At 66.2% G+C, this 22,011-nt stretch carries 20 protein-coding genes; 9 read left to right on the forward strand and 11 right to left on the reverse strand.

Features of this window, described 5'->3' with window-relative positions; genetic code table 11:
• Nucleotides 1–69 precede the first annotated feature (69 nt).
• The gene (locus FJ938_RS13915) at nt 70–450 is read right to left on the reverse strand and encodes a cupin domain-containing protein (RefSeq protein ID WP_140611992.1); all 381 of its coding nucleotides are present in this window, start codon (nt 448–450) and stop codon (nt 70–72) included.
• A 288-nt stretch (nt 451–738) separates the two neighbouring features.
• The gene (locus FJ938_RS13920; RefSeq protein ID WP_140694537.1) at nt 739–2,241 is read right to left on the reverse strand and encodes an ATP-binding protein; all 1,503 of its coding nucleotides are present in this window, start codon (nt 2,239–2,241) and stop codon (nt 739–741) included.
• Between the two features lie 513 nt (nt 2,242–2,754).
• Here FJ938_RS13920 and FJ938_RS13925 point away from each other — a divergent pair.
• Together FJ938_RS13925 and FJ938_RS13930 are read left to right on the forward strand one after the other, a co-directional pair.
• A complete protein-coding gene (locus FJ938_RS13925) occupies nt 2,755–3,060 on the forward strand; it encodes a hypothetical protein (RefSeq protein ID WP_140611998.1) in 306 nt (101 codons plus the stop codon).
• A gap of 128 nt (nt 3,061–3,188) precedes the next feature.
• A complete protein-coding gene (locus tag FJ938_RS13930) occupies nt 3,189–3,563 on the forward strand; it encodes an endonuclease domain-containing protein (protein WP_140694540.1) in 375 nt (124 codons plus the stop codon).
• Nucleotides 3,564–3,640: 77 nt separating this feature from the next.
• Here the strand turns inward: FJ938_RS13930 and FJ938_RS13935 are convergent, their stop codons facing one another.
• The 3 genes from FJ938_RS13935 to FJ938_RS13945 form a co-directional block, all read right to left on the reverse strand.
• Entirely contained in the window at nt 3,641–4,471 is an 831-nt protein-coding gene (locus FJ938_RS13935; RefSeq protein WP_140612004.1) for an aldo/keto reductase, read from the reverse strand.
• Nucleotides 4,472–4,694: 223 nt separating this feature from the next.
• A complete protein-coding gene (locus FJ938_RS13940) occupies nt 4,695–5,327 on the reverse strand; it encodes a PQQ-binding-like beta-propeller repeat protein (protein ID WP_140694542.1) in 633 nt (210 codons plus the stop codon).
• Nucleotides 5,328–5,418: 91 nt separating this feature from the next.
• Entirely contained in the window at nt 5,419–6,639 is a 1,221-nt protein-coding gene (locus FJ938_RS13945; protein WP_140694544.1) for a helix-turn-helix domain-containing protein, read from the reverse strand.
• A 115-nt stretch (nt 6,640–6,754) separates the two neighbouring features.
• Here FJ938_RS13945 and FJ938_RS13950 point away from each other — a divergent pair, with 115 nt between their 5' ends.
• From FJ938_RS13950 to FJ938_RS13960, 3 genes are all read left to right on the forward strand, one after another.
• Complete coding sequence (locus FJ938_RS13950) at nt 6,755–6,940, forward strand: hypothetical protein (protein ID WP_140694546.1); 186 nt, start codon at nt 6,755–6,757, stop codon at nt 6,938–6,940.
• A complete protein-coding gene (locus FJ938_RS13955; RefSeq protein WP_140694548.1) occupies nt 6,937–7,689 on the forward strand; it encodes a thioredoxin family protein in 753 nt (250 codons plus the stop codon). The genes FJ938_RS13950 and FJ938_RS13955 overlap by 4 nt, the downstream gene beginning before the upstream one ends.
• 148 nt (nt 7,690–7,837) lie before the next feature.
• A complete protein-coding gene (locus FJ938_RS13960; RefSeq protein WP_140694550.1) occupies nt 7,838–8,140 on the forward strand; it encodes a hypothetical protein in 303 nt (100 codons plus the stop codon).
• Nucleotides 8,141–8,166: 26 nt separating this feature from the next.
• Here FJ938_RS13960 and FJ938_RS13965 read toward each other — a convergent pair whose 3' ends face one another.
• The 4 genes from FJ938_RS13965 to FJ938_RS13980 all read right to left on the reverse strand — a co-directional run bounded on the left by FJ938_RS13965 (nt 8,167) and on the right by FJ938_RS13980 (nt 13,284).
• Nucleotides 8,167–9,675: a pyridoxal-dependent decarboxylase gene (locus FJ938_RS13965; RefSeq protein WP_140694552.1), complete on the reverse strand. Its 1,509-nt coding sequence runs from the start codon at nt 9,673–9,675 to the stop codon at nt 8,167–8,169.
• On the reverse strand, nt 9,675–11,219 hold the full coding sequence (locus FJ938_RS13970) for a hypothetical protein (RefSeq protein ID WP_140694555.1): 1,545 nt from the start codon (nt 11,217–11,219) through the stop codon (nt 9,675–9,677). Before FJ938_RS13970 ends, FJ938_RS13965 begins: the two co-directional genes overlap by 1 nt.
• Before the next feature lie 40 nt (nt 11,220–11,259).
• Nucleotides 11,260–12,516, reverse strand: coding sequence for a tetratricopeptide repeat-containing protein (locus FJ938_RS13975; protein WP_140694557.1), 1,257 nt, complete (start codon nt 12,514–12,516; stop codon nt 11,260–11,262).
• A 141-nt stretch (nt 12,517–12,657) separates the two neighbouring features.
• Complete coding sequence (locus tag FJ938_RS13980) at nt 12,658–13,284, reverse strand: TetR/AcrR family transcriptional regulator (RefSeq protein ID WP_140694560.1); 627 nt, start codon at nt 13,282–13,284, stop codon at nt 12,658–12,660.
• A 356-nt stretch (nt 13,285–13,640) separates the two neighbouring features.
• On the opposite strand from FJ938_RS13980, the gene FJ938_RS13990 reads away from it, so the two are divergent.
• The 3 genes from FJ938_RS13990 to FJ938_RS14000 are packed head-to-tail and all read left to right on the forward strand — an operon-like array spanning nt 13,641 to nt 17,388.
• Entirely contained in the window at nt 13,641–14,117 is a 477-nt protein-coding gene (locus FJ938_RS13990; RefSeq protein WP_140694565.1) for a (2Fe-2S)-binding protein, read from the forward strand.
• Nucleotides 14,114–15,097 (forward strand): xanthine dehydrogenase family protein subunit M, encoded by a 984-nt coding sequence (locus FJ938_RS13995; protein ID WP_140694568.1) that lies wholly within the window; start codon nt 14,114–14,116, stop codon nt 15,095–15,097. The genes FJ938_RS13990 and FJ938_RS13995 overlap by 4 nt, the downstream gene beginning before the upstream one ends.
• Nucleotides 15,094–17,388 carry a xanthine dehydrogenase family protein molybdopterin-binding subunit gene (locus FJ938_RS14000; protein WP_140694571.1) on the forward strand — a complete coding sequence of 765 codons (2,295 nt, stop codon included), beginning with the start codon at nt 15,094–15,096 and terminating at the stop codon, nt 17,386–17,388. The genes FJ938_RS13995 and FJ938_RS14000 overlap by 4 nt, the downstream gene beginning before the upstream one ends.
• A 174-nt stretch (nt 17,389–17,562) precedes the next feature.
• Here the strand turns inward: FJ938_RS14000 and FJ938_RS14005 are convergent, their stop codons facing one another.
• Together FJ938_RS14005 and FJ938_RS14010 are read right to left on the reverse strand one after the other, a co-directional pair.
• Nucleotides 17,563–18,321 carry a slipin family protein gene (locus tag FJ938_RS14005; RefSeq protein WP_140612031.1) on the reverse strand — a complete coding sequence of 253 codons (759 nt, stop codon included), beginning with the start codon at nt 18,319–18,321 and terminating at the stop codon, nt 17,563–17,565.
• Nucleotides 18,318–19,685 (reverse strand): nodulation protein NfeD, encoded by a 1,368-nt coding sequence (locus FJ938_RS14010; RefSeq protein WP_140694574.1) that lies wholly within the window; start codon nt 19,683–19,685, stop codon nt 18,318–18,320. Before FJ938_RS14010 ends, FJ938_RS14005 begins: the two co-directional genes overlap by 4 nt.
• Before the next feature lie 294 nt (nt 19,686–19,979).
• Between FJ938_RS14010 and FJ938_RS14015 the strand changes: the two genes are divergently transcribed.
• Nucleotides 19,980–21,941, forward strand: a complete 1,962-nt coding sequence (locus tag FJ938_RS14015) for an autotransporter outer membrane beta-barrel domain-containing protein (protein ID WP_246673312.1) — start codon at nt 19,980–19,982, stop codon at nt 21,939–21,941.
• Nucleotides 21,942–22,011 lie beyond the last annotated feature (70 nt).

The following is a 22,011-nucleotide window of genomic DNA, read 5'->3' on the forward strand; positions in this document are numbered from 1 at the left end:
TCGTTCTTTTGGCCACTACAGCGCTTCCAGCGCTGACTTATCAAAGGCAGGCTGATCCGCGGATCGAGCCTAGACCGGTTTGGCGTACTGTTCGGCGCTCAGCACTTCGATGCACTGGAACGGTGCCTTGCCTTCCACCCAGGCGTCGTGGCCGGGCGGGATCGTGTAGGACATGCCTTCACTGAAGGTCTTTTGCGTCCCGTCCTTCATTTTGATGGTGATTGTCCCGGACACGACATAGCCGACATGTGAGACCTGGCAGCTGTCGGTCTTGACCACCGGCTTCACGCATTCGGACCATCGCCAGCCTGGCTCCATGTTCATCCGCGCGAGCGTGTAGCCTGGCAGCCGCACCACCTCGACGCGCGTCTTGGCGGGCGAGCGCACCTCGTCCGGTTTGTCATGCGATTTGGCTTCCAGTTTCGTGACGTTCATTGCAGCTTCGGCCATGGCATCCTCCCATCTTTTGAAGCGGAGCCCGACACCGCGATCGCCGGGGACCGCTTTCGCATCCATACACCATTTCATCAGCGTTCGCTAATGCAACAGGCCTGGTCCGGCCTCGTTGGAGACAACTGGCGGCCGCGCCACCCTCACCAGAAGCCGATGAGCGACCTCAGGACCGCCGCCGTGCCAGCGCCGTTCCGCCTGCTCTTGCGGAAGCCGGCTCGCAGACGGGCAACATTGCCGTCGGGCAGCCTGCGCGATCCGCCGGATGCTGAACGCGTCATAGTCCCCTCACAGCGCCAGGCTGCCCTGCTCCGCCTCCTCGGCATTGGGATCGCCGGGCGCCGTGGCCCAGGCGAGTTCCACCAGCGTCACGGTGCGCTTGCCCGTGCCGTGGACCTGGCAGACGATCAGGCCCTGCTCCTCAATATAGGTCAGGAGACGCCGGGCCCGGCGCAGCGAATGCGAGCCATAGGCGCGGGCGATCGCGGCGTCGCTCGGGCACGGCCAGCCCTCTTTCGCCGCACGCGCGATCATCATGAACACGCCCTGCATGTCGTCGGGCAGCAGGGAGGCGCGGACCGAAACGTCGCGCCACGCATCGTCCTCGGTGGTCTCGGACCCCAGCCCGGCACGGGCGCGCGTCAGCATGCGGCGGAACGCGGGCAGATCGGGCACCACCGAAGCCAGCCCCTCGATGCGGCAGCGCACGACGAATTCCTGGTAGAGCACGCCGATGACGCGGAACCCGGCATCGGGCTCCGCCAGCACGGCGCGCAGCACACGGTCGACCCGCTCGCGCCGCTCCGCCAGATCCTCGGCGCTGATCGGCGGTTCCATCGGCTCGGGCCGGATTTCCAGCGCCGCCGATTTCGCCGCCATCAATTGATCCAGCAGGTCGGGCGAAGCCGTCCGGCGCGGTGCGCGCACCGTCTCGGGCGGCGGTGCCGCCAGGATGATCGCGCGCGCGTCCTCGAGCGCTGCCCCCGGCAGCGGCATCAGCCGCGGCGTGCCGTTGCGCGGGCTCGTATCGGTCGGGCCGATGCGCAGGCCGAGCGGCCGCCGCGACAGCGCCGGCCCCAGCGCCATGAACTGCCCGCGCTCCAGGTCGCGAAACGCTTCCGCCTGGCGCCGCTCCATGCCCAGGAGATCGGCCGCGCGCGCCATGTCGATGTCGAGGAAGGTGCGGCCCATGAGGAAATTGGACGCCTCGGCCGCGACGTTCTTGGCGAGCTTGGCCAGCCGCTGTGTAGCGATGATGCCGGCAAGCCCGCGCTTGCGGCCACGGCACATCAGATTGGTCATGGCGCCGAGCGAAAGCTTGCGCGCCTCGTCGGACACCTCACCGGCCACCGCCGGCGCGAACAGCTGCGCCTCGTCCACCACCACCAGCATCGGATACCAGTGGTCGCGCGCCACCTCGAACAGCCCACCGAGGAAAGCGGCGGCCCGCCGCATCTGGTTCTCGGCATCGAGCCCTTCGAGATTGAGCACCGTGGAGACACGATGGATGCGCGCCCGCTCGCCGGCCGCCTGCAGGCCGCGCTCGGTATGCTCCTCGGCATCGATCACCAGATGGCCATAACGTTCGCCCAGCGACACGAAGTCGCCTTCGGGATCGACGATGGTCTGCTGCACCCAGGGCGCGCTCTGCTCCAGCAGCCGGCGCAAGAGATGCGACTTGCCCGAGCCCGAATTGCCCTGCACCAGAAGGCGGGTCGCCAGCAGCTCCTCGAGATCAAGGTTCGCCGGTGCGCCCGCCGTGGTGTGGCCCATCTCGATCGCAACGGTCATGTCTCGACTCAGGTTCTCCCTTCGCAGACGGGCTTATCAACCCCATCGCGGCGCGTCGAGCCGCACCGGGCAGAGGCTTCGCGTTGCGCACAGCCGTGAGGAGCAGTGAGTTGCCCTGGGGAGGCCAGCAGGCCAGGCGGAACTGGCGGGCAGCCGACCGATCGCCGCAGAGCCTGTGGATAGTAACCACCTGTTTACCATGGGCCGGCGTTCCGATTGAAGCCGTCAGGCATCCGCGTAGCCTGACCCTGCATCGCGACCCCAATGTGATGCACCCCAACGCCCCAAATGGCGGCCGGCGTTTTCAAGTTCTCTCCACAAGTATACGCCGGTCGCCGCCTTTCATCCTTGCCATACCCCGACGCCGCGCCGACGGCGCACAAAACCCGTTGTCTGGGGCAAAGCCGGGGTTGACCGGCCCGGACCGCGAGGCGACACTTCATGTGAAGGGCAGTTCCGGCAATGCCCACCGCCAGCCCGGACTGCGCAAGGCAAGTGCGAGGAGGAAATGCGATGGACGAGCCCGAACGGTGGCGCCACATGTCGACGGCGCCGAAGGACGGCAGCCGGATTCTGGTTACGGTCCGTCCCTCCGAACAGGGACCGGCGGAAGTCGACCTCGCCTACTGGTCACGCGCCGACCAATTCGCCGAAGAGGGCTGGCGCGCCTCTGATTCTTCCCCGGGCCGCGTCATCGAATATGCCGAGCCAGAGCTGAAATGCTGGATGCCCCTGCCCTCGGCCAACCTCGCCCGCGCCTCCATGCCAGCCCCCTGGGAAGGCGACGACGCCGGTCAGTTGGACGGCTCGGGGATTTAACGCTCTTCCTTCCCCTCTGCGATTGGCGAAGTCGGCGCAACCGCCAATCTCCCCCCAAGTGGGGGAGATGTCCGGCAGGACAGAGGGGGGCGCCGTAGAGCGCGGCCTCAATAACCGACCGGACAGCCATGCCGCATATGCCCATGCCTCCACAGAACCGCGCAAACGCCAAATCGATGCGCAAGGTCATGACCGACGCAGAGTTGAGGCTTTGGAACGAGCTTCGCGCGCATCGTTTGATGGGCCTGGGCTTTCGCCGGCAATTCCCGATCGCCGGCTACATCGTCGACTTTGCCTGTCCGGAGAAGAAACTGATTGTGGAAGTCGATGGTTCACAGCACGGCGATGCGGATCTTGCTGCGGCTGACGCGTTTAGGACGAAACGCCTGGAACAAGACGACTGGACTGTGCTGCGGTTCTGGAATGAAGATGTGATCCGCGACATCGACAATGTTTGCCGGCACATTGTTGTTACAGCGGGATTGGCTGAACCGACCGAATAGGCTGGCGATCCTTCGCGCCCCCCTCTGTCCTGCCGGACATCTCCCCCACTTGGGGGGAGATTGGCAGCTTCGCCCTCTCAGAACAAAAATGCAGCCGTCGCCGGGTTCGGCCCCGTCCGGCCGTCGCGCGAATCCATGCCGTCGATCGCCTTCAAATCCAGGGCGTCCAGTTCGAAGTCGAAGACATCGAAATTGGCCGCGATGCGGTCCTGGTGGATCGATTTCGGGATGACGATCAACCCTTGCTGCAGGTGCCAGCGGATCATCACCTGCGCCGTCGACTTGCCGTGCTTTTTGGCGATGGCTGACAGGGTTGCGTCGCCGATCAGCCGGCCGCTGCCGAGCGGGCTCCAGCTTTCGGTATGGATACCATGGCTTTCGTGGAACTCGCGCAGCGCGCGCTGCTGCAAACGCGGATGCAGCTCGATCTGGTTGACGACGGGCGTCACGCCGGTTTCGCCGATGATGCGCTCCAGATGATCCTTGTTGAAATTCGAAACACCGATCGATTTGATGCGGCCGGCCTGCTTCAGCTCGATGAGGGTCTTCCAGGCCTCGACATATTTGTCCTGGCTGGGCACCGGCCAGTGGATGAGGAAGAGGTCGAGCTGCTCGATGCCGAGCTTCGTCATCGTATCGTCGAAGGCGCGAAGTGCCGCGTCGCGCTGGTGCGCGCCGTTGCGCAGCTTCGAGGTGATGAACAGCTCGCTTCTCGGCACGGCGGCACCACGGATCGCCTCGCCGACGCCTTCCTCGTTCTGGTAACCCTCGGCCGTGTCGATCAGCCGGTAGCCGGCCTTGATTGCCCAGCCCACCACCTGCGCGGTGATGTCATGATCGACCTGCCACACGCCAAGGCCAAGTTGAGGAATGGTCGCGCCGTCGTTCAACGTGATTTGTTCGGGCATGATGGGGAGTCCTTTGCGTAGGAATGTCCGGGCGATCGCCCGACGCAGCCTATCTAGGCACGACCCGGGACGACGGCCAGTCGCTGGCGGACAAATTCGCGAGAGATGTAACTATGCCAAATTGTGGACAGCGGCGCGAAGCACCCCCCTCTGTCCGGCAGGACAGAGGGGGTGTGAAGGAACGCGACGCTGGTTCGTAGTCCGCCCTTTTGTCTCTGCACCCTCACCTCGGCCGGCGCACCGCGCGCACCACGCCGGCGGGGCCGCTGCCGCAGAAGAAGCAGTCGCCGCCATTGGATTCCAGCCCCGACACGTTCTTGCCGGCCGGCATGTCGAGCCTTTCGAGCACCTTTCCGGTCTCCGGATCGATGCGCCTGATATCGCTCTGGTCGCCTTCCCAGGTGGCGTGCCACAGTTCGCCGTCCACCCAGGTCACCCCGGTGACGAAGCGGTTGGACTCGATCGTGCGCAGGATTTTTCCGCTCTCGGGATCGATCTGGTGGATCTTGCGCTCCCGGTACTGCCCGACCCAGAGCGTGCCCTCGGCCCAGGTCAGCCCGGAGTCGCGGCCGCCGCCTGGCGCCGGAATGGTGGAGAGCACCCCGCCAGTATCGGAATCGATCTTCTGGATGCGGTCGCCGGCGAGTTGGAAGAAATGCCGGCCGTCATAGGCGGTGCCTGCATGGGCGGCGACATCGATCGAACGCAGCGTCTGCCCGTTTTTCGGATCGAACGCATTCAGCCTGTCGCCTGAGGCGAACCAGACATTCTTGCCGTCGAAGCTCACGCCCGCGACCTGGTCCACCCCTGAAAAGGGTCCGTATTCGCGCAGGATTTCGGCCGCCGAATGTTTCATGTCCTAGTCCTCAACCGTGGTCATTTTCCCTGTCCGTTTCTTTGGAAGATGATCCGTTCCCAAAACGGATTCCACTTTTCAGGACCATGTCCTAGCCGTTCGGCAGCGGCGCCGGGAGTAACAAGGTGGTCGTGAATCCCGCCACCGGTGGCGTCATCCAGCGGCGCGCACGGCCATGGCCGAAAAACTGCACCTTGCCGGCCTCGGCGAGCGGCTCGAGCGCCCGCTGCACGCTGCGCTGGCTGGTTCCGAGCGCCAGCGCCAGGGCCGAGCTCGACCAGGCCTCGCCATCGGCAAGCAAGGCAAGCACGGCCGCGTGCCGTTCCTCGATCGGCCGCGCCAGCACCATCACGGCGCGCGCCTGAAGCGGCGCCAGCGTGAAGCCGCGCCTGGTGGCGTTGATATGCGCCAACACGCCAAGCTCGGCGCGCAGCCGGCCGATCTCGACGCGCAGGCGGGCGCGGTGCGATTCATCGGCATGCTTGCCGCCGAAGGCCCGCGCCACGAGCTCCTCGCGCGACACATCCCCAGGCCACGCTTCAGCGAGCGCACGCGCCAGCGCGAACAGCACCGGCCGGCTCGCCAGCGAAACCGTTGTCTCGCCGCTGCGCACCGTATAGCGGAAGGCGTCGACGATCAGCGCTGGTGATCCCTGCAATGTCTCGACCTCTTCGAGCAGCAGCGGCCGCTCCGTGCCTTGCGAGATCAGCTTTGCCGCGGGTGTCTCCAGGGCAAGGGATGCGCTGTCGACCTCCGCCATGAGGCCGGCAATGCCGGCCTGGCGGGCGGCGTTACGGGCCCATTCCAGCGCCGCGCGCGCCGGCCGGGTCCGCAGGCGCCGCATGGCGATGCCGGCGACCGCGAGCTCATACGCGGCCCGGGCGGCCGGCGGAAGCGGCGTCGGGTCGAGCCCTGCCAGCACATGCTCGGCCTCGTCGAGACGGCCGATCAGCAGCAGGCGCCGCACCTTGAGGTGGCCTGCATGCGCTGCGTTCAGCCGGTCGCCATGCTTTTCCAGCGTCGCGCGCGCCGCGTCGAGCGCCTTCGCCGGCCAACCGAGGTCGCGCGAGACCAGGGCGATCTCGGCCTCGGCGACGACGCATCTGGCGCGCGCGACAGCCTCTTTCGGGCCGAAGGCGCGCGTGGCGCGCCGCAACAGCTGCTTGGCGCGCTCGAAGTCGCCGAGCTGCGCCATGGCGATGCCGCGCAACGCCAGAGCCGGCGCGTCCTCGCGCAAGGCGACCCGGTCAAGCGCGCCAAGCGGATCGCCTCCCGCCAGTGCCAGCGCCGCCGCCGTGATCAGCGAGTCCATTCAAATCCCGTCACACTTGTAACTCCCACCCCCGCAAAGCACCGCCCTAACTTAAGTCACCGCAGCCAAGCAGCAAGCCGCATCGGCGGCGCGGCGCAACAACGGAGAACACTGAATGTCCACCGACGCAACCAACGGCAGCACCGGGCGTGCCCAGCGCCACCCCTGCTGTGCCGGCCCCGAGGATGCGGATGCCATTGCTTTTGCACCGCCCGCCCCGCGCGGCTCCATTCTGGCTCAGGACGTCCAGGCAACGACAGTCCGCAACGACGCCATGACTGACAAAGGAGAAGACCAATGACCAAGCACACGACGATGAAGACCCCGCCGGTCGTTTCACGGCAGGAATGGGACGCCGCGCACGAAAAGATGCTGGTGAAGGAAAAGGCGACGCTGCGCGCCAAGGACGCGCTCGCCGCTGAACGCCGGCGCATGCCGTGGCTGGAAGTGGACAAGGCCTATGTGTTCGAAGGCCCCAATGGAAAGGCGAGCCTGCTCGACCTGTTCGAAGGCCGCCGCCAGCTGATCGTCTACCGCGCCTTCTTCGAGCCGGGCGTCTATGGCTGGCCCGATCATGCCTGCCGCGGCTGCTCGCTGGGCGCCGACCAGGTCGGCCACCTCGCCCATCTCAACGCCCGCGATACCACCCTTGCCTACGCCTCGCGCGCCCCGCAGCCCGACATTGCGCGGCTGAAGACGCGGATGGGCTGGGACATGCCCTGGTACACAATAACCGACAGCTTCGACAAGGATTTCGGCGTCGACGAATGGCACGGCCACAACGTGTTCATCCATGACGGCGAGCGCATCTTCCGCACCTATTTCATCAACAACCGCGGCGACGAGGCGATGGGCACGGTGTGGAGCTATCTCGACGCAACGCCGCTCGGCCGCCAGGAGGTCTGGGAGGACTCGCCCGAAGGCTACCCCCAGACCCCGCTCTACAGCTGGTGGAACTGGCACGACAATTACGAAGCCGGAGCCGACAAGAAATGGGCCGAAGTGGCCGCCGCCGGCGAAGCCGCCTTCCGCGACAAGGGCGACAAGTAAGGACTGTCCAGCTTGGGTTCCTCGCCCCCACCGAGTGCAGGGCTATCGCATGTGGGGCCAAGGCTTTCGCCCTACGAGTACCCCCACCCCTAACTTGCCGGGGCGAGGAACCAGATCCGACGGCTCGCAACCATCAAGGAAAAAGACCATGAGCGATATCCATTCCGGCATCGGCAGCGCGACCGCCGAAAATGCCACCAGCCTCGGCATCGCCGACTGGCTGTGCCTCGCCGCGGCGCCCACTTTCGCGCTGATGGCCTTGCTCTCCTGCCTTCAAGGGGGTGACGGCGCCATGCTGTGCATGGGCGCCTCGCCGCTGACCGGCTCAATCCTGACCGGCCCAATCCTGACCGGCCCGACCCTGACCGGAATGCCGGCGATGTATCTGCTGATGAGTGCTTTCCATCTGGCGCCGTGGCTGAGGGTGATCTCCGGCCGGCAGGTCCGATAGAGCCCTTCGCGCCGTGGCACCGTCGATCACCGATGGCGAATTGACGGTGCAGCGGCGGGATGAAAGCCGCGATCGGCCAGATACCTGTCGAGAGTGTCCACGAACCCGTCGATGTCGGCCTTTGTCGTGCGATGGTTGACGATGGCGCAACGCACCACCAGTTCGCCGTTGAGGCTCGTCCACGACGGCGCGGCCAGGCCGGATTCCTGCAGATCCAGCACCAGGTCGCGGATGAATTCAGAGTCCGCCCCGCGAATGCCGAAACAGACGATGTTGAGCGCCACGGGCGCTTTCAGCTGGAATGCCGGGTGGCGTTCCAGGGTTTCGGCGAGATGGCGGGCGAGCCTGCATGTGTGTGCTATCGAGCCGCCGATGCGATCGGTTCCAAGCGCTTCGATCGTCATCCACGTTTTCAAGGCGCGGAACCCGCGCGACAGGTCCGGACCGAGATCACAGGGCCAGGTTTCGCCGGCGGCGAGTCCGCGGTCACCGCGCTGCAGATAGGCGGCCGGCTGCGCGAACGTGCGCTTCTGGGCATCGCCGTCGCGCACCAGCAGGAATCCGGCATCATAGGGAACCTGGCCGCATTTGTGAAAATCGAGCGCCACCGACGCCGAATTCTCGATGCCCTTGAATAGTTCGCGCAGGGAATCGGACAGCACAGCGAGTGCACCGATCGCTCCATCGACATGAAACCAGAGTTTCTCCCTGGACGCGATTTCAGCGATTTCTGCCAGCGGATCGATCGCCCCGGTGTTTACCGTTCCCGCCGTGCCCACGACCAGGAACGGCAGGAAGCCTGCCGCCCGATCATCCCCGATAGTGTCGCACAGCGCGCCAGGCAGCATCCTTCCGGCATGGTCGACCGCGACTGTCCTCAGATTTGCCGATCCGATACCGGACAGCTGCATTGCCTGCGCGATGCAGGAATGGGCTTCGGCCGATGTATAGGCGACCAGCTGGCGGTCACAGTCGCGCAGCCCGGTCTCGCGGACGGACTGACCCAGCGCCTCGGTCTTGGCGATCGTCACCGCGACGAAGTTTGCCATTGACGAGCCGGTGAGGAACAGGCCGTTTGCCCCGGCGGGGTAGCCAAGCGCCTCGCTCATCCAGCGCACGATCTGCTGTTCGACCACGAGACCGGCATGGTCGCGGCCGCCGCAATTCATGTTCAGGCCGCCGGCGACGATTTCCGCGACCATGCCGATCGGCGTGCCCGCGCCATGGACCCATCCCATGAACGCCGGATGCAGGTTGCCGGTGGCGAACGGCACGATGTGCGCGCGCACGTCGTCCAGGACATCGCCCAGTTCGCGGGACCGCTTCGGCAGCGGGCGGACAAACCTGGCGCGCGCCTCATCGCTGGGCCGCTGCCATACCGGTCTCTGCCTGATCGTCTCGACATGGGTGATCATGTCGTCCAGCAGGTCGTGCGCGAGTTCGCGAAACTGATCCCAGTCCGATGGATCAAGGCTGCCGGAGGTGTCGGCCGCTTCTGCTGCCGCCACGCGCTCCTGCTCGATCGCCCGCGACATCAGGCGCCTCCGCGATGATGAAGGACCGCCGACAGTTTGTGGAAGAAGACGTCGAGCCTGGCTTCCATCGGAGCGAAGGCCTGATGCAGCGGCTGGCCGGCCGACATCGCCTGCGCAACGCCGATTACATCGGGAGCGGAGGCGGCAACGCGCAGGACCGTGCGCGAACCGAGCCGCACGGCTTGCCCGACATGGCAGATCGGCCTCCCATCGAGACCGCGCATCGACAGCTGGATGCTCTGGCACGCCTCGAACGACGCGAAAGCGCCGGCCCCGTTCATGACGGTCAACGGGACCATTGCACGGGAGCCGAGGTGGTCGCCTTCATCATCCTGATGCAGCAAGACGCCTTTCATCGCACCGATTCGAGACCGCACCAGGCGGACAAACTGCTCCTTGACGAGGCTTTGCCGGGATTCGTCGATCGCGGCGTAGCGATCGAGATGGGCGAGCGCCGCGACCCAGCGCAGCCCCAGTCCCAGGTTCAATTCCGAGTTGAAGCCGAACCGCATCCGTTGGCGAAGGGCCGCGGGCCAGTCCTGCGCCGCGCTGTATTCCGCAAGGCCGGCTGGAATGTCGGATTTCGCGGCAAGTTCCTCGGCAAATGCCGCAGGGATAAGGAGAGCGCCGGAAAAAGGGGGACCGGCGACGAATTTGGATCCGGTCAAGGCCACCAGAAAACCATCCGCGAGGTCCTGCCTCAAGCGCGAGATCGAGCCGCGGAATTGGCAGGCGTCGACGATGACCCGCACCCGGCCCGGGGCAAGGGCCGCGACGTGGCGCGCCGCCTGTCGGGTTACGGCCGGCAGCCCGGTCTTGGACGCATCGAGCACATGGACGAGGACATCGCGATCCCGCCTCAGCTCCATCTCGACGGTGGCAATGATGTCGGCATCGATGTCATGCTGATGGCGAGGCTCGCCCGTCTCGTTGCGGATGGCGATCGTGCGCACCTCGATGCGGTCCGGCGGCAAGCCCTCGAGCGGCGCACCAGCCTCGACGGTGCTGCCGAGGGCGGTCAAATCCGAATAGTGGAACCCTGCCGCCGCCCGTGGAACGCCGTTTCCCGTTTCATCGGGCGCGACAAGCACATTGGTCAAGGGGCGCCTGGAGACGCCCGCGACCATGCAGAGAGCGAGAAGCTCCGCATCCGTTCCGGATGCCGCGAGCACCACATGCGCGCCAGCGCAGCCGAGATTGCCGGCGATCCGGTCCCGGATGTCGGCGAACCATTGCTCGGAGGCGACAGGGGAAGGCGACGCGATGTCGATGAGACGCGCGAGCTCGGCACCGGCCGCCTGGAACCCTTCGCGGGAGATGTTGCTTGCCGTCGTCGACGAGAATGAGATCTCGTCGTCCGCCGGGGTGGTGCGCGTGCCATAGCGGTTGCGCCGCGTGATCGCGTCCGGCCAGATGCGCCTGTCGCCGCCCGTCTGCAGCAGGAACGAAACGGATGCCGGCGAATCCACGCGATGGTCGAGGCCGATCGTTTCCAGGTCCGGGCGCATCGGCACCGGCAGGATCCCGCGCTGAATTGCAGGCATGATGGTCTCCGAAGTCAGGGCAGTGGTGAGTTGGTTGCGATCAAAGCGGCGTCGAGTTCACGCGCGCCGCGCGCCGTGCCAGCGCGTTTTCGAATGCCGCGAAGAGCTTGCGCATGGCGCTCTTCTTGTAGGGAAAGACACTCTCCCAATCCATCGAATGGACGATCATCGCCACATCCGCCTCGAACACCAGCAGCCGGCCGTTGGCGAGTTCAGCGCAATCGATGGCGAAATAGTCCAGCCCGAGGCGCCGGTGAAGGGCTTCGAAGGCGTGCGCGTGCCGCACCGCGAAGTCGCTGTCGAATCTGGCCATCCACGACGCTTCCTCGGCACGCCTGTCTTCGTGCTCGGTCATGCCGGCGTTCAGATAGTGGACCATCCAATGTTCGGAAACCGCGAGATGGCTGGCATAGGGGCGCCCATCGATGAACGCGACGCGCTGCTTGCGGAATTTGCGGTCCGTCCCGCTGTAGTCGATGAATGGCGTGACATAGAATTCGGCCTCGGCATGCGAAATCAAATAGGCCGAAAGCTCCGATCGCGTGGAGATCTTCTCCATGCCCTTGCCGGCATGCGTGCCGGCCGGGCGCACGATCACCGGAAACGCCTTCGCCGCGAGGATTGCTGCGACCTCGATTTCCCCGCAAGCCAGTCTCTCGATAACGGCACGGTCAAGGCGCGCGGCGGGTGGGGCAAGGATCGAAGGCTCGTCCTTCAGCGCCTCGGCGACGCCATGCCTGGACAGCGCCATGATGCGGCGCGGCGCATTGTTGACTATCGGCCCGGCCCAATCGCCCAGCAACCGGTCGAGGTTCGCCAGCACGGCCAGGTTCGCCGCCGACTCGCCGACAGCCACGAACGCGACATCATGCTCGGGCACGTCCTTCAGATCGGCCGTGTCGGCATCGACATAATAGAGCAGCAGGTTCGTGTCGGAATCCTCGAGCAGGAATTCGATCGGCGTGTTGGCCATGAAGTCGCCGGCCGTCATGAAGACAAGGACGTTCAGGCCCGTGCCGCGTCCGTTGCGGACCCGGTATTGGCGGCTGATCTCGAGCGCCGCCTTCTGGCTGAGCGCCGCCTTGTCTTCCTCGCCGATCGCATGAAGCAGGATGGACACGTCCAGGAATGCCGCGGCATCGGTGATATCGGCGGAAATGCGCCCGAACAGCCCGTTCCACAAAGGCGAGATATCCCGCCCCTCGAAGACGGCCCGCACGATGGGCGCCTTGCCCATGATGAGGTTCTGATCGTGGAATGTCTCGATTTGAACTGCCGCGCTTTTCAAAGCGATCAAGCCTTCTGCCACGCGGTGGTTACGGCCGGTTCAGCCTCCACGCCGCCTGCACGATGTGCAGGTGGCACTTTGGGCTCCGGCGCTTGTGCGAGCCTTGTGGCCCGGCGGGCGGATCGCAGCGTTGGCCGCTGCTGGCCTCGGTCAGCGATCGGCCTTCGTCGATGTCCCCGCCCCGAACCGCAAGCCGTCCATCAACAGCTTGACCAGCCGGCGCGAGCGGTCGCGCCACTCCGGCGTGTCGGGCGCGGAGTAGATGCCTGAGAGCGCGTGCAGCACGTCCGAGGCGTCGACGTCGCCGCGGATGGTGCCGTCGGCCACCGCCGCCTCGACCAGTTGCCGCATCGCCTGCGAGACGCGGCCCGACGTGTCGGAAAACAACGTCGAATTGGTGGTGAGCAGGATACGCAGGCTGGTCGCCAGGCCGCGCTTGGTGGCGATATAGTCGACGAAGCGCCGCATCCATTCTTCCAGCGCGACATCGGACGGATGCTTTTGCGCGAGCTCGCCGGCGGCGGCGCACAGCCCCTCCACCTCGCGCCGGTAGACGACCTCGACCAGATGCTCGCGCGTCGGGAAATGCCGGTAGAGCGTGCCGATGCCGACGCCGGCGCGCCGTGCGATCTCCTCCAGCGAGGCATCGATACCGCGCTCCGCAAACAGCTCCGCCGCCACCTCGACCAGCCGGTCGCGATTGCGCCGGGCATCCGCGCGCAGCGGCTTGCCCGCCGTGGCGGTCTGTTCAGCAATGATCGACGGCTCAACGGCCAATTTTTTCTCCACTGTCGAAATATGGGGCTTGAACCCGGCCGGGTCAGCCCCCACGTAAGAAACGGAGGCTCCTCCGCTTTAGTGGAGTGCCTTTATCATATAATCAGGGGAACCGGTATGTCACGTCTGCAAACTGCCGAGCGTGTAATCTCCCCCCTCGAGGGGGAGATGTCGCCGAAGACGACAGAGGGGGTCGCCCCGCATGAAGCGCCAACTTCCTTCCGCCGCAGGAGGTTGCATCCGGTCGAACCGACCCCCTATGCCCTGCCGGGCATCTCCCCCTCAAGGAGGGAGATCAGCAGTTCCGCCGTCTTCACCCTATCCGCCCCGCGTCAAGCAACTGGAGCCAGGCGCCCATGACGAACAAAATCCCCGTCCATCTCGACATCAACGGCCAGCACCACGAATTGCAACTCGAGCCGCGTGTCACGCTGCTCGACGCCTTGCGAGACCGCCTCGGCCTGACTGGCACCAAGAAGGGCTGCGACCACGGCCAGTGCGGTGCCTGCACCGTGCATGTCGACGGCGAGCGCGTGCTGGCCTGCCTGACGCTGGCAGCCCAGGCCGAGGGCCGCGCCATCACCACCATAGAGGGGCTTGCAAGCGAGGGCGAACTGCATCCCGTGCAGGCTGCCTTCCTCGAACAGGACGCCTTCCAGTGCGGCTATTGCACGCCCGGCCAGATCATGTCGGCGGTGGCCTGCATTCGCGAGGGCCATGCCGGCTCGGACGATGAGATCCGCGAATACATGGCCGGCAATCTCTGCCGCTGCGGCGCCTATCCGCACATCGTCGCCGCCGTGCGCCAGGCAGCCCTGGAGGTCGCGTCATGAAGGATTTTTCCTATCTTCGAGCCAGCTCGACGGACGCCGCGCGCCAGGCGGCCGCCCTGCCCGGCGCCATGCTCTTGGCTGGCGGCACCACGCTGATCGACCTCGCCAAATGCGGCGTCGCCGAGCCCGACACGCTGGTCGACATCACCCACCTCAAGGGGCTCGACCGGATCTCGGTCGACGAGCGCGGCGCCACCATCGGCGCGCTCGCCCGCATGGGCCATGTCGCCGACCACGCCGACATCAAGAGCCGCTTCCCCGCCGTCTCGGAGGCGCTGTGGCAAGCGGCGTCGGCGCAGATCCGCAACATGGCGACCATCGGCGGCAATCTGATGCAGCGCACACGCTGCCCCTATTTCCGCGATCCCGCGAACTTTCCGGCCTGCAACAAGCGGCAGCTCGGCAGCGGTTGTTCGGCGATCGGCGGCGTCACCAGGGGACACGCGGTGCTCGGCACCAGCGCGGCCTGCATCGCCATGTACCCCGGTGACCTCGCCACCGCGCTGGTCGCCTTCGACGCGACCGTCCGTCTCGGCGAGCGTCAGCTTTTAGTCGACGACTTCTTCCTGCTGCCCGGCGCCACGCCGGATAGGGAGCATGCGATCGAGCCTGGCGAGATGATCACCGCCATCGAAATCCCCTCCTCCGTCGCGGCCCGCCGCTCGACCTATCTGAAGATCCGCGACCGGCAGTCCTATGAATTCGCCGCGGCCAGTGCCGCGGTCGGGCTCGAACTGGAAGCCGATGGCCGCACCATCCGCGACCTGCGCGTGGCGCTCGGCGGCGTCGCCACCAAACCCTGGCGCGCGCGGGCGGTGGAAGACGCCTTGAAGGGCAAGGTGCTTGAGCCGGACGCGGTGCGGGCGGCCAGCCTACTTGCCGTCGAAGGCGCCGTCGACCATGGCGCCAACCATTACAAGATCGAGCTCGCGCCGCGCGTCGTCGCGCGCGCCATCCTCAAATTGGGAGAAGCGGCATGACCGTTCACACAAGACATGGCGATGCTTCCGACGGCGCGCTGGCGGAAGCCGTCGGCGGCCGGCTGTCGCGCGTCGACGGCCCGGCCAAGATCACCGGCGCGGCGAAATACGCCGTCGAGCAGCAGCTTGAAGGCCTCGCCTACGCCGTGCTGGTCGAAAGCACGATCGCATCGGGCAAGGTGCGCGCCATCGACACCAAGGCGGCCGAGGCGGCACCGGGCGTGCTGCGAGTGCTCACACCAGACACCATCATCAGCCTGAAAACCGCCTCGGACTGGTTCGGCACGCCGCCGCCCGACAAGCCCTATTGCCCGCTGGCGCGTGACATCACCTTCTCGGGCCAGCATGTCGCCGCTGTCATCGCCGAGACCTTCGAGCAGGCGGTGGCCGCGGCGGCGCTGATCAAGGTCAGCTATGACGAGACGCCGGCAATCGTCGACCTCAGCGACGGCAAGGCCGGCGACGGCATCCCGATCGACGCCATGACCAAGGAATGGGGCGACGCCCAGGCCGCCTTCGCCTCGGCCCCGGTACGGATCTGCGCCGCCTACAACACCCCGCGCGAATACCAGGCGCCGATGGAGCCGCATGGCCTGATCGCGCGCTGGGAGGGCGACAGGCTGACCGTGTGGGAGCCGAGCCAGTGGCTGGACGGCATGGCCCGCACCTACGCCGAATGGTTCGGCGTGCCGTTCGAGAATGTGCGGCTGGTCTCGCCCTATATCGGCGGTGGCTTCGGTTCCAAGGCGCTGGCGCTCAGCCATGGCGCGATAGCGGCATGTGCCGCCAAGATGCTCGGCCGGCCGGTGCGGCTGGTGATGACGCGCCCGCAGACCTTCACCGGTTACGGCGGCCGCGCCGCGACGCGACAGACGGTGACGATCGGCGCCGACCATGACGGCCTGATCCAGTCCATCGTGCATCGCGGCGTCAACGAAACATCGATCGACGGCATGTGGGTCGAGCCTCTCGGTTCAGTCACCTCGATCATGTACGCGACCCCGAATTTCTCCTCCAGGCAGAATGTCGTGCGGGTGAATTCGGTGGTGCCGGGCGCCATGCGCGCGCCGGGCGAAAACCCGAGCGCCTTCGGCATCGAAAGCGCCATCGACGAACTCTCCTACCAGGTCGGCATCGATCCGCTGGAGATCCGGCTGCGGAACTACGCCGAGCAGGATCCGCATGCGAAAAAAGCCTGGTCGACCAGGCAGTTGCGCGAGGCTTTTGCCGTGGGCGCCGAGCGCTTCGGCTGGGTCAGGCGCACGCCGGAGCCGCGCTCGATGCGCGACGGCAACCAGTTGATCGGCTGGGGCGTCGCCGCCGGCACCTATCCGGTGCGGCGCGCCTATGGCGAGGCGATCGTGCGCATCCTGGCCGACGGCTCGGTCGAGGTCGAAAGCTCCTCGATCGACATGGGCCAGGGCACCTACACCATCCTGGCGCAGACCGCGGCCGAGACGGTTGGCGTAGCCGCCGACGACGTGGTGGTGAAGCTCGGCGATTCCCGCTTTCCCCGTGCCGGCGTCACCGGCGGCTCACGGCTGGCCGGCGTGATGACGGGTGCCGTCTACAAGGCCGCGACCGCGGCGCTCGACCAGTTGGTGGGGCTTGCGATCAGCGATCCGCGCTCGCCCTTCCACGCCCTGCAGGCTAACACGCTGGTCGTCGCCAACGGCCGCCTCGCCTCCCCGCGCGGCAACGGCCCCGATATCTCGATCGCCGAACTGCTCAAAAGCGTCGGCCGCGATCGCATCGAGGCGACAGGCGACACCATGCCGGCCAATTCGAGCGCAGAGGACCGCTACAAGAACTACACCACCATCGCCATGGCGCTGCCGCATACCGAGGGCGACTACTCCCGCCACTCCTGGTGCGCGCATTTCGTCGAGGTGCGTGTCAACGAGGATTTCGGCACGGTGCGCGTGTCGCGCGTGGTGTCGGCGCTGGATTCGGGCCGGCTCTACAACCCGAAACTCGCCGAAAGCCAGTGGAAGGGCGGCATCATCATGGGTATCGGCCAGGCGCTGCTCGAGGAAGGCATCATGGACCGCCGCCACGGCCGCATCGTCAACAACAACCTCGCCGATTATCTGGTGCCGACCAATGCCGACATTCCCGACATCGAGGTGATCTCGGTCGGCATCCCCGACCTGCATTCCTCGATGCTCGGTGGCAAGGGCGTCGGCGAACTCGCCATCGTCGGCGTCGCCCCGGCAATCGCCAACGCGGTATTCCACGCCACGGGCAAGAGGGTTCGCGATCTGCCGATCACGCTGGAGAAGCTGATTTAGGACGGAGTAATCTCCCCCTCGAGGGGGAGATGTCGCCGAAGGCGACAGAGGGGGTCGCCACGCGTGGAGCGCCAACTCCCCTTGCGGCGCAGGCAAGGCCAAGCCCGGTCGAACCGACCCCCTCTGGCCTGCCGGCCATCTCCCCCTCGAGGGGGGAGATTACGCACTCCTTCATCACGTCCCCTGCCCCTTCAGGAATTGGCTGAGCAGATCCACCGGCAGCGGGAACACCACCGTGGACGAGCGCTCGCCGGCGATGTCGTGCAAGGCCTCGAAATAGCGCAGTTGCATGGCCTGCGGCTCGGCCGCCAGCATGCGGCCCGCCTCGACCAGTTTCGCCGCCGCCTGCTGCTCGCCATCGGCATTGATCACCTTGGCGCGCCGCAGCCGTTCGGCCTCGGCCTGCTTGGCGATGGCGCGGATCATGTTTTCGTTGAGGTCGACATGCTTGATCTCGACATTGGACACCTTGATGCCCCACGCATCGGTGCGCTGGTCGAGGATTTCCTGGATGTCGCTGTTGAGCCTGTCGCGCTCGGCCAGCATCTCGTCGAGTTCGTGCTTGCCGAGCACCGAGCGCAGCGTGGTCTGCGCCAGCTGGTTGGTGGCGGCCATGAAGTCTTCGACCTGGATGACCGCCCGCTCGGCGTCGACGATGCGGAAATAGAGCACCGCGTTGACCTTGACCGAGACATTGTCGCGCGAAATCACGTCCTGCGGCGGCACATCCCGCACCACCACGCGCAGGTCGACCTTCACCATCTGCTGGATGAAGGGGACAAGGATGATGAGACCCGGCCCCTTGACCCCGGTGAAGCGGCCGAGCGTGAAGACCACGCCGCGCTGATATTCCCGGAGAATGCGTATGGACGCGGACAGGAATATGATCACGACCAGTGCAACGATCAGATAGGCCACGTAACCAATCATCATTGTCTTGCTCCATTCCTTCCCGCGTCGCGCCGCCGCACGGTCAGCACGAGGTCGGCGATGTCGGTCACCTCGACGCTGTCGCCGGCCGCGATCGGTTCATCGGCCTTCGCCCGCCAGCGCTCGCCCAGGGCCAGCACATGGCCCTCGCCACCCTGCCAATCGAGGATCTCGGCCAGCTGGCCACGCATCGCCTCGCCGCCGACGCGCGGCGGGTTCTTGCGCGCCGCCCAGAGATAGGTGCCGCTCAGCAGCGCCAATCCAAACGTCAGCGCGGCGGCGGGACCGATGACCGCCCATGACATGGCAAAGCCCGGCCCCTCGACCCTGAGCAGCATGGTTGCGCCGAACAGAAAGGCGGCGACGCCGCCGAGCCCAAGCACGACGGTGGGATTGAAGGCCTCGATGATGAGGAAAACGACGCCGAGCAGCATCAGGGCAAGGCCGGTATAGTTGATCGGCAGGAGATCGAGCGCGTAGAGGCCGAGCACGAGGCAGATGGTGCCGATGACGCCGGGCGCCACGGCACCCGGGCTGGTGAACTCGAAGACGATGCCATAGACGCCGACCAGCATCAGGATGACGGCGGTGTTGGGATCGGTGATTATGGAAAGCAGCCGGATGAACCAGCCGGGCTCCAGCGTCTCGACCGGCAGCCCTTTCGTCGCCAGCACGACTTTCCTGCCGGCCACATCGACGGTGCGCCCATCGGCCATCTGCAGGAGTTCGGTGGTGTCGCGGGCGACGAAGTCGATCACATGTTCCTGCAGCGCCGCATTGGCCGAAAGGCTCGCCGCCTCGCGCACGGCCTTCTCGCCCCAGTCGCCATTGCGACCGCGCAGTTCGGCGAGCGAACGGATCAGGGCGACGGCGTCATTGGTCACCTTGGCCATCATCGCGTCGCCCGCGGGCCGTCCACTGGCGTCCTTCTGGTCGCCCTTCTCGCCGCCCGGAAGCGACGGCAGCCCGCCAAACTCCACCGGCGTCGCGGCACCCACATTGGTGCCGGGCGCCATGACAGCGACATGGGTGGCGTAGAGGATATAGGTGCCGGCGCTCGCCGCATGGCCGCCGGCCGGCGCGACATAGCCGATGACCGACACCGGCGACGCCAGTATATCGGCGATCATCTCGCGCATCGAGGTGACCAGCCCGCCCGGCGTATCGAGCTGCAGGATGAGGACTGCCGCGTCCCGTTTGGCCGCGACATCAAGCGCTTCCTCGAGCTGCCTGCTGCTTGCCGGCCCGATGGCGCCGTCAATTGCGACGCTCAAGGCGACCCTCTCGCTCTCGGCCGAAGAGAAGGGACAAAGAACAGCCGCGACGACGAAGGCCGCGGCAAGAAGGGCCACCCGCGCGAAGGTCACGCTCAAAGCTCCATGGATTCAATATGGGGTTGTATTTGGGCGAGTCCATAGACGACGCGACATCGGCGATCGTGACGGCCGAATCGACGGCCGGAAGGGCAAGATGGCGGGCAGGCCAGAGGAGACACGCCAGAATCCCAGCCCTCGGCGCGGCGCGTGAATCCGTTCGGCGCGACGCTCTTCAGGAGCGAGCGCAAATCAGCAGGCTTGGGTCCGCGAACGCGCGCAACCGCCGGTCTCCCCTGCGGAGCAGATCGGCGGCTTCAGCGCCAATCAGCTGCCAGCGGCGTGCCGATGTCCACCGGTACCGCTGACGTCGACGGCCCCGGCTCGACCTGGGCCAATAGCGGAGATCTCAATGTCGGCATCAGCGGCACTGGCATGCTGACGATCGCGAATGGCGGCACGGTGTCGACCGGCGGCGCGATCAACATCGCCGTCCTGGCGGGCTCTGTCGGCACGTTGAACATCGGCGCGGCGAGCGGATCGCCCACGGCGGCCGCGGGCGCGCTCAATGCGGCAAGTGTCCAGTTCGGACCGGGTGCGGGCGCGATCAACTTCAATCACACCGACACGAACTACACGTTCGCGTCGGCGATCAGCGGCGCGGGCACGATCAACCAGATCGCCGGCACGACGAACCTGACCGCCGATTCGAGCGGATTCACCGGTGCAACCAATGTCAGCGGCGGACGGCTGGCCGTGAACGGTTCGCTGGCCAGCTCGTTGGTGACGATCTCGGGCGGCACGCTGGGCGGCAACGGCACGGTTGGCGGCATCGTCGCACAGTCGGGCGGCATCATCGCACCGGGCAATTCGATCGGCACGCTCAATGTCGCCGGCTACATCGACCAGGCGGCGGGCTCGATCTACCAGGTCGAACTCACCTCGACCGGCCAGTCGGACCTCATACTGGCGACGGGCACGGCGACCATCGCCTCCGGCGCGGTCCTTGACGTCGTCAAGACGGACGCCGCGCCTTATGTGCTGGGCACGCACTACACCGTGCTGCAAGCCGATACCGGCGTCAACGGCACCTACACGCTCAGCGGGGCCGGTCCCTTCATCGGCCTTGTCGCCAATTACGACCCGACGCATGTCTATCTCGATGTGGTGCAGGCAAAAACCTTCGCCGCGGTCGGCCTGACCCCCAACCAGATCGCCGCCGGCGGCGGCGCCGAAAGCCTTGGCGGCGGCAATCCGCTCTTTGATGCCATTATGGGCCTGCCGAGCGAAACCGCTGCCCAGGCGGCCTTCGACCAGCTCTCGGGTGAGATCCATGCCTCGGCCAAGGGCATGCTGCTCGAAGACAGCCGTTTCGTCCGCGACGCCGCCAGCAATCGCATCGCCTCTGCCTTCGGCGATATCGGTCCGGCGGCACTGCCGGTCATGGCCTATGGCGAGGGTGGACCGGAGATGGTCGCCGCCGACACCGATCGCTTCGCCGTCTGGGGCCAGGCCTTTGGTTCGTGGGGCAACACGGACAGCGATGGTAATGCCGCCGCCTTCGACCGCTCGACCGGCGGCCTGCTGGCCGGCGTCGACACGCTGGTCGGCGGCTGGCGTGTCGGCCTCATCGGCGGCTACAGCCATTCCTCTTTCGATGCGGACGCCCGCAACGCCTCCGGCAAGAGCGACAACTATCATCTTGGTCTCTATGGCGGCACCAATTGGGGCGCCATCGCCTTCCGCACCGGTGCGGCCTACAGCTGGAGCAGCCTCTCGACAAAGCGCTCCGTCGCCTTCAACGGTTTTGCCGATCAGCTCTCGGCCGATTACGATGCCGGCACGGCGCAAGCGTTCGGCGAACTCGCCTACAAGGCCGATACCGGGCGCTTCAAGGTCGAACCCTTCGCCAACCTGGCCTATGTCAGCCTGCACACCGACGGCTTCACCGAAACGGGCGGTGCGGCGGCCTTGGCCAGCGCCGGCACAAGCACCAACGCCACCTTCACCACGCTGGGCCTGCGAGGCTCGACGGGCTTCATGCTTGGCGGCGTCGACGCCACCGCGCGCGGCATGCTCGGCTGGCGCCATGCCTTCGGCGATATCACCCCGACTTCCAGCTTCGCCTTCGCGGGCGGAGACGCCTTCACCATCGCCGGCGTGCCTGTCGCCAGGGACGCGGCGGTAGTCGAGGCCGGTCTCGACCTCGACATGTCGGCCAATGCCACGCTCGGCCTCTCCTATACCGGGCAATTCGGCGGCGGCACGGTCGACCAGGGCGCCAAGATCAATCTGGGCCTGCGGTTCTGAACCAGAGCATGATGCCGAAAAGTGTGACATCATGCTCTATCTCTTTGATTAGGGCCGGCTTTTGCAGCCT

Source organism: Mesorhizobium sp. B2-4-14 (assembly GCF_006442155.1).
Classification (GTDB): Bacteria; Pseudomonadota; Alphaproteobacteria; order Rhizobiales; family Rhizobiaceae; genus Mesorhizobium.

What these genes read in the sequence shown, in the direction of transcription:
- FJ938_RS13915 (WP_140611992.1), bottom strand. Translation starts at nt 450, where the DNA reads ATGGCCGAAGCTGCAATGAACGTCACGAAACTGGAAGCCAAATCGCAT.
- FJ938_RS13920 (WP_140694537.1), bottom strand. Translation starts at nt 2,241, where the DNA reads ATGACCGTTGCGATCGAGATGGGCCACACCACGGCGGGCGCACCGGCG.
- FJ938_RS13925 (WP_140611998.1), top strand. Translation starts at nt 2,755, where the DNA reads ATGGACGAGCCCGAACGGTGGCGCCACATGTCGACGGCGCCGAAGGAC.
- FJ938_RS13930 (WP_140694540.1), top strand. Translation starts at nt 3,189, where the DNA reads ATGCCGCATATGCCCATGCCTCCACAGAACCGCGCAAACGCCAAATCG.
- FJ938_RS13935 (WP_140612004.1), bottom strand. Translation starts at nt 4,471, where the DNA reads ATGCCCGAACAAATCACGTTGAACGACGGCGCGACCATTCCTCAACTT.
- FJ938_RS13940 (WP_140694542.1), bottom strand. Translation starts at nt 5,327, where the DNA reads ATGAAACATTCGGCGGCCGAAATCCTGCGCGAATACGGACCCTTTTCA.
- FJ938_RS13945 (WP_140694544.1), bottom strand. Translation starts at nt 6,639, where the DNA reads ATGGACTCGCTGATCACGGCGGCGGCGCTGGCACTGGCGGGAGGCGAT.
- FJ938_RS13950 (WP_140694546.1), top strand. Translation starts at nt 6,755, where the DNA reads ATGTCCACCGACGCAACCAACGGCAGCACCGGGCGTGCCCAGCGCCAC.
- FJ938_RS13955 (WP_140694548.1), top strand. Translation starts at nt 6,937, where the DNA reads ATGACCAAGCACACGACGATGAAGACCCCGCCGGTCGTTTCACGGCAG.
- FJ938_RS13960 (WP_140694550.1), top strand. Translation starts at nt 7,838, where the DNA reads ATGAGCGATATCCATTCCGGCATCGGCAGCGCGACCGCCGAAAATGCC.
- FJ938_RS13965 (WP_140694552.1), bottom strand. Translation starts at nt 9,675, where the DNA reads ATGTCGCGGGCGATCGAGCAGGAGCGCGTGGCGGCAGCAGAAGCGGCC.
- FJ938_RS13970 (WP_140694555.1), bottom strand. Translation starts at nt 11,219, where the DNA reads ATGCCTGCAATTCAGCGCGGGATCCTGCCGGTGCCGATGCGCCCGGAC.
- FJ938_RS13990 (WP_140694565.1), top strand. Translation starts at nt 13,641, where the DNA reads ATGACGAACAAAATCCCCGTCCATCTCGACATCAACGGCCAGCACCAC.
- FJ938_RS13995 (WP_140694568.1), top strand. Translation starts at nt 14,114, where the DNA reads ATGAAGGATTTTTCCTATCTTCGAGCCAGCTCGACGGACGCCGCGCGC.
- FJ938_RS14000 (WP_140694571.1), top strand. Translation starts at nt 15,094, where the DNA reads ATGACCGTTCACACAAGACATGGCGATGCTTCCGACGGCGCGCTGGCG.
- FJ938_RS14005 (WP_140612031.1), bottom strand. Translation starts at nt 18,321, where the DNA reads ATGATGATTGGTTACGTGGCCTATCTGATCGTTGCACTGGTCGTGATC.
- FJ938_RS14015 (WP_246673312.1), top strand. Translation starts at nt 19,980, where the DNA reads ATGTCCACCGGTACCGCTGACGTCGACGGCCCCGGCTCGACCTGGGCC.